The 13,505-nt window shown below is 49.1% G+C and carries 12 protein-coding genes and 1 pseudogene; 5 read left to right on the forward strand and 8 right to left on the reverse strand.

Annotation, left to right across the window (positions count from 1 at the left end; genetic code table 11):
• Positions 1–262 precede the first annotated feature (262 nt).
• The 7 genes from fghA to FEK46_RS18195 form a co-directional block, all read right to left on the reverse strand.
• The gene (gene fghA, locus FEK46_RS18165) at positions 263–1,096 is read right to left on the reverse strand and encodes an S-formylglutathione hydrolase (protein ID WP_135560024.1); all 834 of its coding nucleotides are present in this window, start codon (positions 1,094–1,096) and stop codon (positions 263–265) included.
• A 92-nt stretch (positions 1,097–1,188) separates the two neighbouring features.
• Entirely contained in the window at positions 1,189–2,298 is a 1,110-nt protein-coding gene (frmA, locus tag FEK46_RS18170) for an S-(hydroxymethyl)glutathione dehydrogenase (RefSeq protein WP_000842102.1), read from the reverse strand.
• A 34-nt stretch (positions 2,299–2,332) separates the two neighbouring features.
• Entirely contained in the window at positions 2,333–2,608 is a 276-nt protein-coding gene (gene frmR / locus FEK46_RS18175) for a formaldehyde-responsive transcriptional repressor FrmR (protein ID WP_001141271.1), read from the reverse strand.
• Positions 2,609–2,796: 188 nt separating this feature from the next.
• Entirely contained in the window at positions 2,797–3,570 is a 774-nt protein-coding gene (locus FEK46_RS18180; RefSeq protein WP_135560023.1) for a YaiO family outer membrane beta-barrel protein, read from the reverse strand.
• A gap of 1 nt (position 3,571) precedes the next feature.
• On the reverse strand, positions 3,572–4,165 hold the full coding sequence (locus tag FEK46_RS18185) for an acetyltransferase (RefSeq protein ID WP_240731131.1): 594 nt from the start codon (positions 4,163–4,165) through the stop codon (positions 3,572–3,574).
• A complete protein-coding gene (locus FEK46_RS18190) occupies positions 4,131–5,327 on the reverse strand; it encodes a glycosyltransferase family 2 protein (RefSeq protein ID WP_131160956.1) in 1,197 nt (398 codons plus the stop codon). Before FEK46_RS18190 ends, FEK46_RS18185 begins: the two co-directional genes overlap by 35 nt.
• Before the next feature lie 9 nt (positions 5,328–5,336).
• Entirely contained in the window at positions 5,337–6,008 is a 672-nt protein-coding gene (locus FEK46_RS18195) for a PIG-L deacetylase family protein (protein WP_130258522.1), read from the reverse strand.
• 623 nt (positions 6,009–6,631) lie between these two features.
• On the opposite strand from FEK46_RS18195, the gene tauA reads away from it, so the two are divergent.
• From tauA to tauD, 4 genes are read left to right on the forward strand one after another with little or no spacing between them, the layout of a single operon-like run.
• On the forward strand, positions 6,632–7,594 hold the full coding sequence (gene tauA, locus FEK46_RS18200) for a taurine ABC transporter substrate-binding protein (RefSeq protein WP_130206159.1): 963 nt from the start codon (positions 6,632–6,634) through the stop codon (positions 7,592–7,594).
• Between the two features lie 12 nt (positions 7,595–7,606).
• Positions 7,607–8,374 carry a taurine ABC transporter ATP-binding subunit gene (gene tauB, locus FEK46_RS18205; protein ID WP_135384921.1) on the forward strand — a complete coding sequence of 256 codons (768 nt, stop codon included), beginning with the start codon at positions 7,607–7,609 and terminating at the stop codon, positions 8,372–8,374.
• Positions 8,371–9,198 carry a taurine ABC transporter permease TauC gene (gene tauC, locus FEK46_RS18210; RefSeq protein ID WP_135560022.1) on the forward strand — a complete coding sequence of 276 codons (828 nt, stop codon included), beginning with the start codon at positions 8,371–8,373 and terminating at the stop codon, positions 9,196–9,198. Before tauB ends, tauC begins: the two co-directional genes overlap by 4 nt.
• Positions 9,195–10,046 carry a taurine dioxygenase gene (gene tauD, locus FEK46_RS18215; protein ID WP_135560021.1) on the forward strand — a complete coding sequence of 284 codons (852 nt, stop codon included), beginning with the start codon at positions 9,195–9,197 and terminating at the stop codon, positions 10,044–10,046. Before tauC ends, tauD begins: the two co-directional genes overlap by 4 nt.
• A 40-nt stretch (positions 10,047–10,086) precedes the next feature.
• Here tauD and hemB read toward each other — a convergent pair whose 3' ends face one another.
• Positions 10,087–11,061 carry a porphobilinogen synthase gene (gene hemB, locus FEK46_RS18220; RefSeq protein WP_130206167.1) on the reverse strand — a complete coding sequence of 325 codons (975 nt, stop codon included), beginning with the start codon at positions 11,059–11,061 and terminating at the stop codon, positions 10,087–10,089.
• 525 nt (positions 11,062–11,586) lie between these two features.
• Here hemB and FEK46_RS18225 point away from each other — a divergent pair.
• A pseudogene (locus tag FEK46_RS18225) lies at positions 11,587–13,505 on the forward strand (autotransporter outer membrane beta-barrel domain-containing protein); the annotation flags it as partial.

Consider the following 13,505-nt stretch of genomic DNA (forward strand, 5'->3'; position numbering starts at 1 on the left):
ATGGGCGAAATGTAGGCCGGATAAGGCGTTTGCGCCGCATCCGGCAGTCGTGCGCAGATGCCTGATGCGACGCTTTGCGCGTCTTATCAGACCTACGGTTTATGGGCGAAATGTAGGCCGGATAAGGCGTTTACGCCGCATCCGGCAGGCGTGCGCCATGCCTGATGCGACGCTTTTCGCGTCTTATCAGGCCTACGGTTTACGGGCGAAATGTAGGCCGGATAAGGCGTTTGCGCCGCATCCGGCAGTCGTGTGCAGATGCTCAACGCATATTCAATTTATTGGCGTGGTACGCAATATGCTCGCCAATAAAACTGGAGACAAAATAATAGCTGTGGTCGTAACCTTCGTGATACCGGATTAACGCCTTGATATTCATCTCCTGACAGACCTTTTCAAGATTTTGAGTCCGCAGCTGTTCCACGTAAAAATCATCACTCAATCCCTGATCAACCATTATTTCTGCAACGCGTTGACCTTGTGAAATAAGGCTCACCGGATCGTAATCCAACCAGGTTTCTTTATTTTCACCAAGATACGCAGCAAAGGCTTGCTGGCCCCACGGTACTTGCGAAGGGGAAACAATGGGCGAAAACGCCGAGACGCTGACATACTCATCTGGGTTACGCAGCGCCAGTACCAGCGCGCCCAGCCCGCCCATAGAATGACCTGAGATAGACTTTCTGGCCGTTGCCGGAAAATGTTGCATCACTAAATCCGGCAGCTCGCTGCGGATATAGTCATACATTTTGTAATGCTCTTTCCACGGCGCTTGCGTCGCGTTCAGGTAAAAACCAGCACCTTGCCCGAGATCGTAACGGTCGGCATCTGTGACATGACTGCCTCGCGGACTGGTGTCCGGCACAACAACAATAATGTTGTGTTCAGCCGCGTAACGCTGCATTCCCGATTTGGTAATGAAATTCTGCTCGTTGCAGGTCAGGCCCGAAAGCCAGTAAAGCACCGGCAATTTTTCACTCGCAGCTTTTGGTGGGAGATAGACGCCGACATTCATTTCACAATTCAGTGATTGGGAATAATGCCGATACACATTTTGCCAGCCGCCAAAGCTGGCATGTTTTTCAATGAGTTCCATCAGCCATTATCTCATGGTTAATTCCCCGGACGGCTGCCCGGGGACGGTATTAAGAACCTCGTCTAAACTGGACGGGGTAAACCTGCGGGAAATCAGTAACGAATTACGGTTCGAATGGATTTGCCTTCATGCATCAGATCAAAGGCGTCATTAATTTCATCCAGGCTCATGGTATGCGTCACAAACGGTTCCAGATCGATATCACCTTTCATTGCATCTTCAACCATCCCCGGTAACTGGGAACGACCTTTCACGCCGCCAAACGCGGAACCTTTCCATACGCGACCGGTGACCAACTGGAATGGACGGGTGGAGATTTCCTGACCAGAACCTGCTACCCCGATGATCACCGACTGACCCCAGCCGCGGTGCGCACTTTCTAGCGCCGCACGCATCACATTGACGTTACCGATGCACTCGAAGGTATGGTCGATACCCCATTTGTTGATATCCAGCAGGACATCTTTAATCGGTTTGTCGTAGTCATTCGGGTTAATGCAGTCGGTGGCACCGAAGCGACGCGCCAGATCGAATTTCTTCGGGTTCGTATCAATAGCGATAATCCGTCCCGCTTTCGCCTGACGTGCGCCCTGAACCACTGCCAGACCAATCGCGCCAAGACCAAACACGGCAACAGAATCACCTGGCTGGACTTTAGCGGTGTTATGCACTGCGCCAATGCCGGTGGTTACGCCACAACCCAGCAGGCAGACGTGTTCATGGTTTGCTTCTGGATTAATTTTGGCCAGAGACACTTCCGCGACCACGGTGTATTCACTGAATGTAGAACAGCCCATGTAGTGATAAAGCGGCTGCCCGTTGTAAGAAAAACGGGTGGTGCCGTCTGGCATCAGGCCTTTGCCCTGGGTTTCGCGAACCGCGACACAGAGGTTGGTTTTGCCGGAACGACAGAACTCACACTCGCCGCACTCTGCGGTATAAAGCGGGATCACATGGTCGCCAGGTTTGACGCTGGTTACGCCTTCACCGACTTCAACCACAACGCCAGCCCCTTCGTGACCAAGAACGACCGGGAATACACCTTCCGGGTCATCGCCGGAGAGGGTAAATGCGTCGGTATGGCAAACGCCGGTATGGGTAACTTTGATCAGCACTTCACCTTTTTTCGGTGGTGCAACGTCAATTTCAACGATTTCCAGCGGTTTACCGGGAGCAAATGCAACGGCAGCACGTGATTTCATCTTTCGCTCTTCCTCAATATGGTAATAGATTCAGCTATTTAAGATAGGCTCGAACCAGTTCAATAGTGTCGTCAACGGATTGGCTGACTTCACGGCTGTAGCAGTCATTTCGGTCAAACGTTTCCCGGATATGGCTTTCAAGCACTTCTGCCATCAGCCCGTTAGCCGCGCCCCGAACGGCGGCTATCTGTTGGAGTATGGCACGGCATTCGGCATCACCCTCCAGCGACCGTTCCAGAGCATCAATCTGCCCCCGAATACGACGAACTCGAGTAAGGACCTTTTTCTTCTCTTCCGGAGTACTGGGCATTTCGCACCTCATCATCTGCACGCATTATACTATAGGGGGGTATGCTATATGTCAATGCATACCCCCCTATAGTATATAACACTGAAGAATAAAATTTATCCGGTGAATGTGGGCGGAAAACGAAAAGGAAAGTGTTTGGGCGCTAATCGGCAGGGAAGGCCGCCCTGGATAGCGGGCGGCAGAAGGAATCAAAATTTCCAGGTCAGATGGGCTGCGAGTTGCAAGCCGTTATAATCATCGGTTGGGGTGTCGTACCACACTTTACCTGCCGTCAGCCCCAAATTAAGTTGCTCTGTTAAAGGCTGAATACGCTGTAAACTGACGCTCTTCATACTGCCGTGTCGTGTCTCTGGCGACCAGTCATAAGTGTAAGCTCCGGTCCCGCGAGTTAGCCAAAGCTGGGTATAACCACTGCCGCGCGTATCGTTCAGGCGCAGGGAAATCATATTGCTGTAACTGCCGCCCGCATCGCTTGAGTCATAATGGGTATAGCGATAGCTGGTGATCACCGGGCCGGTATAAAGCGAAACGCCACCTTGCCAGGCATTAACGTCAACGTCATCGTAATATTTGGTGTAGCGATAACCGGTCGTGAACACCGTTTTTGGCAGCAGGGCCAGGTTAATATCCTGACGAAAATCCTGGCGGGCAAAGACCGGCGTATTATCTGCAAATGCAATACCCGTTCGGGTCGTCAGCCAGTTATTCCATTTATACCAGACAGCACCCTGGCCGCGTGTGGCATTGAAACTTTCAGTCTCGTAATCTCGACGTCCCTGGGAAAGATTGAAAAGCAGTGTTGCGTTTTCAACCTTTGCGATCAGTTCGGCATACGCTAAATTACGGTTACCATGATCGCCAGAATAATCGGTAAAATCGTAGCCTGCGGTAATAGATGTTAACCCGGCATAAGCGGGCAATGCGCTAAAGACTGCTGCCGCTAATAACGTCCGTTTTATCATTTTAATCTCCTGTACGGATAAGTTCTTGCCGGAGTGAGTAATTTCCGGTAGGTAAATTACGTTCTACAATAACGCGTGGACCAAGCTGTGTATTCGGAGAAATAATTCGCCCCGGTAAAATAATAACCTGCACACCAAGTCGTGAACGCCGACCAATATAACAACCTAATTTATCGCATCCGGTAGCGATAGTACCTTCCGCGGTGCGAACCGATACTGGCTGTTCATCCAGACGATGATTACTGGTACGCACCAGCGCGCCTAAATATGCTCCGCTTGCTACCACCGAGTCGGCAATAAAACATTGCGGACCAATCGTTGCTTCCGCTTCAATAACCGCATTTTTTATTTCTGTGGCAAAACCAATTTTTACACCATTGCTGATTACCGTGTTGGGGCGAATAAAAGCATAATTGCCAATCAGGCAATTTGCGCCAATCACTACCGGTCCTTGAATCACTGCACCGTGGCAAATACGGGTATTGGTGCCAATAATAACTTCGCCGGCACTCTCATCAATAATTACCTGGTCTGCAATCTGAATATTTTTCTCTTTAACATTAAGCTTCAGATAGCTTTTCAGTTCCTGCGACAGAAGAGTTGGAATAAGCGGTTGGCGCTTCCACCAGTGCGGAATAACGGGTGGGTTTGTCGCGCTGAGGTTCGCGTCCAGTAAAAAAGGCAATAAGTCCATAAATAATCCAGATGGCATAAGCTAATAATACATACACAACGGAAAAAGGCGCTAAAGGCACCAATAACCAGCAACGATGAAACCAGGCGCTAAAAGCACCAATAACACAAACTACGCCGACCCAGATAAGCGGAAACATTGCCAATATTACGCCATGTGGCCCGGTGGCGATGAATTCATTAAACCAGGTAGTGAGATAAATCCCAACGCCATAAAGCACAACCAGCAGCATGGGGAAAATACTGAATATGCCAAAGCGGCTAAATAAAAGTTTTTTATGTAGGCGCATACATACCGCGTAGCCCACAATCCAGCGCCGCCAGCGTCGCCATTCATCAAGCGGACTATTGCATTCCTGCGGATAAACGATGCAGCGATTCGCTTGACGAACACGGTAGCCATTAGCCACCAACGTCCAGGTAAGGTCGAGATCTTCGACTTTGGTACGATCAGAGAAACCAAATTTACGCAGCACATCGGTGCGAAACATCCCGCAGGCTCCGCTGACAATAAACGGCGCACCGCCCAATAGTTGTTGTAGCGTGCGCTTCATAACAATCATTGGCAACTTCACCGTCGCGCGGATGTGCGGCAACAGGCCAGCGCCTTTTAACGCGGTGGAGGGAATGCCGCCTACGGCGTCAGCGCCGCGCTCAATTTCCGCCAACATATAGCCCATGCCGTTTTTATCGGGCGGGACGTAAGTATCGGCATCGCTTAAAAAAACCAGGTCGCAGGTGGCGTAGTTGAGGCCATTCATTAGCGCACCGCCTTTACCGGTATTTTTTTGCGTGACGGCAACAAAGCGGTCGCCCCATTTACGTTTTACTTCTGCCATGACTGCTTCGGTATTATCAGTGGAGCCGTCGTTAACGCAAATTACCCGGCAAAAATAAGGGTTGCGTAGCAGATTTTCCAGCGACTGTGCCAGACAAGGGCCTTCGTTATAGGCAGGAATAATTGCGTCAATACAGCCTTTTTTTTGGCTGGGCTTACGCCTTAACGTACTCAGGAACCATAGTAATATTGCTACGGCCATACATATAAAGATCCAGGTTTTCATGCAATCTGCTCAAAGAATCATTTTATGAATAACAAAGCCTTCACCCAGGTCGCTATTGACCTGTTGTCCGCGAAATTGTGCGACAGCACGCAAACGTTCTGGGCGCATATAATCACGCAGACTCTGACTTTTATGTTTTTGTAACGCGTTTAGTTTTATAGAAAAATATTTCTCTTCCACGGATTCAAAAACCTGGGGCATAAATGAAAGCCAGGTACTTGGCGTTTCGTAGCCGAGAATTTGAGGAATTGCCCGACAGGCCACCATTGACGCCTGATAAACGGCCAGATGATCCTGATGGCGGTCGGCATCATGCATGGTATAGACACGAATGATTTCAACATCAGACGGAATTTGAGACTTAATGATATTTTCCAGGGCGGTAATCATATCATTGAGATGTAAATGAGCACGGGTATCAGCAAAATTAAGATGAATAGTCTGCTGGCATCCTAATATCTTTAGGGCTTCGCGTGACTCTGCGTGGCGATCGATTATTCCATCTGTGCCAGAATTGCCGGTAGTCATAACTACGGCAGCAATATAAATCCCTTTTTGGGCAAGACGAGCGAGCGATGCGCCGCAGCCTAATTCTATATCGTCAGGGTGTGCGCCAATAGCAAGAATACCTTTCTTTTTATTTTTTGAAGAAAGGAGAGCTGAATTTAAAACCTTATCCACTTAATGACACTCCATTTTTAATTATTATACTACAAGCGCAGCGATACGCGCAGAGACGTAATCTCTGGCGCAAACAGACGTTAAAATTTATACGTAGTGAAAGTTGCTAATAACTTAGTGCCAGGATGCTATGAGGGCCTGAAAATCGACAGGGTAAAGTTTTTTTCACGTAGTTCATATGTTAGTTTTTTGTGTGTTTGCTATGTATAGTTATTTTCTTTTGCTCATTGTATTTAGATGTGAATTAGTTTGTCAATTAATTGCATTTAAAAAATATGTTCAATGAACGGATATTGTTTATATACATGTTGTGAATGTAATATGCGGTGGGTGAAAAACAATACAGTAGTATATTTAATGCGAATATAATAACTTTGTCATATATTTTGGTTTTAATAAAAATCAGAAGATAGTAAATCTCGTAATCTGACTTTTTATGCATCAATAAAATGCAGTACAGCAATTTCCCCGAGTTGTGGGATGATGCTAATTGCATAATTAACCTTTCCTTTGCTGTTTTTTTGCTAAGAATAAAATCATCTGTACCATAACGACTAATTCTTTTATCAAATGTCTTTGTCCGCGAATACTGCTCCCATAACAAGACAGGGGAGCAGACAATCATGGCAATTTCATCGCGTAACACACTTCTTGCCGCACTGGCATTCATCGCTTTTCAGGCGCAGGCGGTGAACGTCACCGTGGCCTATCAAACCTCCGCCGAACCGGCGAAAGTCGCACAGGCTGATAACACCTTTGCCAAAGAGAGCGGGGCGACGGTGGACTGGCGTAAGTTTGACAGCGGGGCCAGCATCGTGCGGGCCTTGGCCTCGGGCGATGTGCAAATCGGTAATCTTGGTTCCAGCCCATTGGCGGTAGCTGCCAGCCAACAGGTGCCGATTGAAGTCTTCTTGCTGGCGTCAAAACTGGGCAACTCTGAGGCGTTGGTGGTAAAGAAAACCATCAGCAAACCGGAAGACTTGATTGGTAAACGTATCGCCGTGCCGTTTATCTCCACTACACACTACAGCCTGCTGGCGGCGCTGAAACACTGGGGCATTAAACCTGGGCAAGTGGAGATAGTGAACCTGCAGCCGCCCGCGATTATCGCCGCCTGGCAACGGGGAGATATCGATGGCGCTTATGTCTGGGCGCCTGCGGTTAACGCCCTGGAAAAAGACGGCAAGGTGCTGACCGATTCTGAACAGGTCGGGCAGTGGGGCGCGCCGACGCTGGACGTCTGGGTAGTGCGGAAAGATTTTGCCGAGAAACATCCAGAGGTAGTGAAAGCGTTCGCCAAAAGCGCCATCAATGCTCAGCAACCGTATATTGCTAACCCTGACGCCTGGCTGAAACAGTCGGAAAACATCAGCAAACTGGCGCGTTTAAGCGGCGTGCCGGAAGGCGATGTGCCGGGGCTAGTGAAGGGAAACACCTATCTGACGCCGCAGCAGCAAACGGCAGAACTGACCGGACCGGTGAACAAAGCGATCATCGACACTGCCCAGTTTTTGAAAGATCAGGGCAAAGTCCCGGCTGTAGCGAATGATTACAGCCAGTACGTTACCTCTCGCTTCGTGCAATAAAAGGAGGCGCAGATGCTGCAAATCTCTCATCTTTACGCCGATTATGGCGGCAAACCAGCACTGGAAGATATAAACCTGACACTGGAAAGCCGCGAGCTGCTGGTTGTGCTGGGACCGTCCGGCTGCGGCAAAACCACGTTGCTGAATTTAATTGCTGGTTTTGTGCCTTATCAGCACGGCAGCATTCAACTGGCGGGCAAACACATTCAGGGACCGGGAGCAGAACGCGGCGTGGTTTTTCAGAATGAAGGATTGCTACCGTGGCGCAATGTGCAGGATAACGTGGCGTTCGGTCTGCAACTGGCGGGGATGGAGAAAATGCAGCGTCTGGAAATTGCTCTCCAGATGTTGAAAAAAGTGGGTCTGGAAGGCGCAGAAAAACGCTTCATCTGGCAGCTTTCTGGAGGCCAGCGTCAGCGAGTGGGGATTGCCCGCGCGCTGGCGGCAAATCCCCAACTGTTATTACTCGACGAGCCGTTTGGCGCGCTGGACGCCTTTACCCGCGACCAGATGCAAACCTTGTTGCTGAAACTCTGGCAGGAGACTGGCAAGCAGGTACTGTTGATTACTCACGATATAGAGGAAGCGGTGTTTATGGCGACCGAGCTGGTTCTGCTTTCGCCAGGGCCAGGGCGTGTGCTGGAGCGTCTTCCGCTCGACTTCGCTCGCCGTTTTGTTGCGGGAGAATCGAGTCGCAGCATCAAGTCCGATCCGCAGTTTATTGCCATTCGCGAATATGTTTTAAGCCGCGTATTTGAGCAACGGGAGGCGTTCTCATGAGTGTGCTCATTAACGAAAAACTGCATTCGAGTCGGTTGAAATGGCGCTGGCCGCTCTCGCGGCAAGTGACCTTAAGCATTGGCACGTTAGCGGTTTTACTCGCCGTTTGGTGGACGGTGGCGGCGCTGCAACTGATTAGCCCGCTGTTTTTGCCGCCGCCGCAACAGGTACTGGAAAAACTGCTCACCATTGCCGGACCGCAAGGCTTTATGGACGCCACGCTGTGGCAGCATCTGGCTGCCAGCCTGACGCGTATTATGCTGGCGCTATTTGCAGCGGTGTTGATCGGTATTCCGGTCGGGATCGCGATGGGACTTAGCCCTACGGTACGCGGCATTCTGGATCCGGTAATCGAGCTTTATCGTCCGGTGCCGCCGCTGGCCTATTTGCCGCTGATGGTGATCTGGTTTGGTATTGGCGAGACGTCGAAGATCTTATTGATCTATTTAGCGATTTTTGCACCGGTGGCGATGTCGGCGCTGGCGGGGGTGAAAAGTGCGCAGCAGGTTCGCATTCGTGCCGCGCAGTCGCTGGGGGCCAGCCGTATACAGGTGCTGTGGTTTGTCATTTTGCCTGGCGCGCTGCCGGAAATCCTCACCGGATTACGCATTGGTCTGGGTGTGGGCTGGTCTACGTTGGTGGCGGCGGAGTTGATTGCCGCAACGCGAGGCTTAGGTTTTATGGTCCAGTCAGCAGGTGAATTCCTCGCGACTGACGTGGTGCTGGCGGGGATCGCGGTGATTGCGATTATCGCCTTTCTTTTAGAACTGGGTCTGCGTGCGTTACAACGCCGCCTGACGCCCTGGCATGGAGAAGTACAATGAGTGAACGTCTGAGCATTACCCCGCTGGGGCCGTATATTGGCGCACAAATTTCGGGTGCCGACCTGACGCGCCCGTTAAGCGATAATCAGTTTGAACAGCTTTACCATGCGGTGCTGCGTCATCAGGTGGTTTTTCTGCGTGAACAGGCGATAACGCCACAGCAGCAACGTGCGCTGGCCCAGCGTTTTGGCGAACTGCATATTCATCCTGTTTATCCTCATGCCGAAGGGGTTAACGAGATCATCGTACTGGACACCCATAACGATAATCCGCCGGATAACGACAACTGGCACACCGATGTGACATTTATTGAGACGCCGCCTGCAGGGGCGATTCTCGCAGCGAAAGAGTTGCCATCGACCGGTGGCGATACGCTCTGGACCAGCGGTATTGCGGCCTATGAGGCGCTTTCTGTTCCTTTCCGCCAGCTTTTGAGCGGGCTGCGCGCGGAGCATGATTTCCGTAAATCGTTCCCGGAATACAAGTACCGCAAAACTGAAGAGGAACATCAACGTTGGCGCGAGGCGGCCGCGAAAAATCCGCCGTTGTTACATCCAGTGGTGCGTACGCATCCGGTGAGCGGCAAACAGGCACTGTTTGTTAATGAAGGATTTACTACGCGAATTGTCGATGTCAGCGAGAAAGAGAGCGAAGCCTTGTTAGGCTTTTTGTTTGCCCATATCACCAAACCGGAGTTTCAGGTGCGTTGGCGCTGGCAACCGAATGATATTGCGATTTGGGATAATCGCGTGACTCAGCATTATGCGAATGCCGATTATTTGCCGCAGCGGCGTATTATGCATCGCGCGACGATTCTCGGGGATAAACCGTTTTATCGGGCGGGGTGAAGGGGAAATGCCGGGTTGGGATAACCCGGCATAATGATCATTAACGCAGAATCTTCTTCTCAGCCAGATCCAGCGCAAAGTAGCTGAAAATCAGATCCGCACCCGCACGCTTAATCGAACCTAAGCTTTCGAGCACCACTTTCTCTTCATCTATAGCACCTGCCAGCGCGGCGAATTTAATCATCGCGTACTCGCCGCTCACCTGATACGCGCCAATCGGCAATTCAGTACGTTCACGCAGCTCACGCACGATGTCGAGGTACGCGCCAGCTGGTTTAACCATCAGGCAGTCTGCGCCCTGGGCTTCATCCAGCAGTGACTCACGAATCGCCTCACGACGGTTCATTGGGTTCATCTGATAGCTTTTGCGATCGCCTTTTAATGCGCTTCCGGCCGCTTCACGGAACGGACCATAAAAGGAGGAGGCGAACTTGGTCGAATACGACATGATCGCGGTGTCGGTAAAGCCCGCAGCGTCCAGCGCCTGGCGAATCGCTTGCACCTGACCGTCCATTGCAGCGGAAGGGGCGATGAAGTCAGCACCGGCAGCAGCTGCAACCACCGCTTGTTTGCCTAAATTCACCAGAGTTGCGTCGTTGTCGACACCGTGATCGCACAACACGCCGCAGTGTCCGTGAGAAGTGTATTCACAGAAACAGGTGTCTGACATGACGATCATTTCAGGCACGGTCTGCTTGCAGATGCGCGACATACGCGCCACCAGACCATCTTCCCGCCAGGCATCACTGCCGGTTTCATCAGTATGGTGAGAGATGCCGAAAGTCATCACCGAACGAATACCGGCGTTGGCGATGCGTTCGATTTCACGCGCCAGATGTTTCTCTGGAATGCGCATTACGCCGGGCATGGCTTCAACGGCTTTGTAGTCGTCAATTTCTTCTTCAACAAAGATCGGCAACACCAGGTCGTTAAGGCTAAGTGTTGTCTCTTCAAACATAGCGCGCAGCGCAGGAGATTTGCGCAGGCGACGAGGGCGTTGGATTAAATCTGTCATGGTCTGCCTGATGTTTGTGGAATTAAGGTGCACAGTATACCTGATGCTGGGCGGGAGTGTTTTACGAAAGTTGTCGCGATGTTGATAAGAAGAGAACGAAAGAGAGGTCAGGACATCTTTGTAATAGAAATAGCAATGATTTTATATTCACTGAAAATATTTTTGATTTTTATTTATAATCCTCAATTATTGTTTTTGTTGATTTGGTTGAGCTGTCAAAAATTGAATGACTTAAAGTTCATTGTTTATTGATAAATTATTTATCTGATTTGTTGGTTTGATATTTTTAGAAGCTATAATTCAAAATTAACGCTTTCATTAACGTGTTGAAAAACTGTGTTTTTGTCAGTTTTTTCTTTGCGTGTGTAGATGTTTTTTATATATGTCCACAATCGGACTTAGGGGAAAGAATAATTGAACCATTCCTCTATAACGCCGCATAATCGTAAACGCGAAACATAAGATGTTTTCTATGCATTGATAATTGATGGATCAACTTATTACGTCCCTGAGGAGGGATGACAAATGCACTCCTGGAAAAAGAAACTTGTAGTATCACAATTAGCATTGGCTTGCACTCTGGCTATCACCTCTCAGGCTAATGCAACTACCTATGATACCTGGGGGTATCACGATAACACCACGACCGATTTAGTATGGCCATATGATACTGACGGTGATGGAATTGCTGATGCTGGTGGAATGGACCCGATGGGTTCAGATGGTAACTATGTAACCTACAGCGGTTTTGTTTACTATAACAATGCCAATGGTGATTTCGATACTGTCTTTAAAGGCGATACCGTTAACGGTACCATTTCTACTTATTACTTGAATCATGATTACGCTAGCGGTTCTGTTAACCAGTTAGATATCAGCAATTCAGTAATTCATGGATCAATCACTTCTGAACTGCCATTTGGTTATTATGGCATAACAACAGAAAGAGACTTAGCTGGTAACGTTACCTCCGAAGAGTATAACGGCTATTACTTCCATAATGGGACTACCACTGATCTTGACTACAATTGGTACGATGGTGACGTATTCACTCTGAACGTATCCAATTCCACCATTGATGATGACTATGAAGCTCTTTACTTCACTGACACATATCTTGATGGTGATAAATCTAAGTCAACCAATGAAACGTTCTATACCGCTCTGGGTGTTGCAGTAAATCTTGATGTTGAAAGCAATATCAATATTACCAACAACTCCCGTGTAGCTGGTATTGCTCTGTCTGAAGGCAATACGAACAACTCGACTTATACTAGCGAATATCATCAGTGGGACAACAACATTAATGTGTCTAACTCCACTGTAACTTCAGGATCACAGACTCCGCTGGAAGAAAGCAATGGCTTCTTCGGTAAATCTGCTGAACCAAGTGATTATGCTGGTAATGGTGGCGAAAATGACGTGGCGCTGTCATTCATTGACAATGCTGGCTCAAATTATTCCATGAAAAACAATGTAAACTTTGACCATTCAACTCTGTTGGGTGATGTCGAATTTACAAGTCACTGGAATAACGATGGCGTATTCTTCTATTCCACCGGTCATGACAGCAACGGCGACGGTGTTCTTGATACCAACGGCGGTTGGGTAGATGACGCTCAGAACGTTGATGAACTGAACATTACTCTGAACAACGGTAGTAAGTGGGTTGGTTCAGCAAACATGAATGCTGAAGTAATTGCTCCGGCAGATATGTATGATGTTGCGCCGAACAGCCTGACCCCAGGTGCTACCATCGAAGCTAACGGTTGGGGCCGTATTATTGACAACAAAGTATTCCAGAGCGGCGTATTTAACGTAGCACTGAACAATGGTTCAGAATGGAATACCGTTAACAGTTCAGTAATTGATACATTAGCTGTAAATAACGGCTCTCAGGTAAATGTTACTGATTCCTCTCTGGTATCAGATACCATTGGTTTAACCAACGGCTCTTCACTGAACATCGGTGAAGATGGTTTGGTTGCTACAGACCACCTGACAGTTGATAGCTACAGTACCGTTAATTTAACCGAATCTACTGGTTGGAATAATTATTCTAATCTGTATGCCAATACTATCACTGTGACTAACGGTGGTGTGCTGGATGTGAATGTTGATCAGTTCGATACTGAAGCTTTCCGTACTGACAAACTGGAACTGACTAGCGGCAACATCGCTGACCACAACGGCAACGTAGTTTCTGGTGTGTTCGATATCAACAGCAGCGATTATGTACTGAACGCTGACTTGGTGAACGACCGTACTTGGGATACCGCTCAGGCTAACTACGGCTACGGTGTTGTTGCTATGAACTCTGATGGTCATCTGACTATCAACGGTAACGGCGACGTAGACAACGGTACTGAACTGGATAACAGCTCTGTAGACAACGTTGTTGCGGCAACCGGTAACTACAAAGTTTGGAGTGCCCCCAAGCCCGT

Source organism: Escherichia sp. E4736 (assembly GCF_005781225.1).
Lineage (GTDB): Bacteria > Pseudomonadota > Gammaproteobacteria > Enterobacterales > Enterobacteriaceae > Escherichia.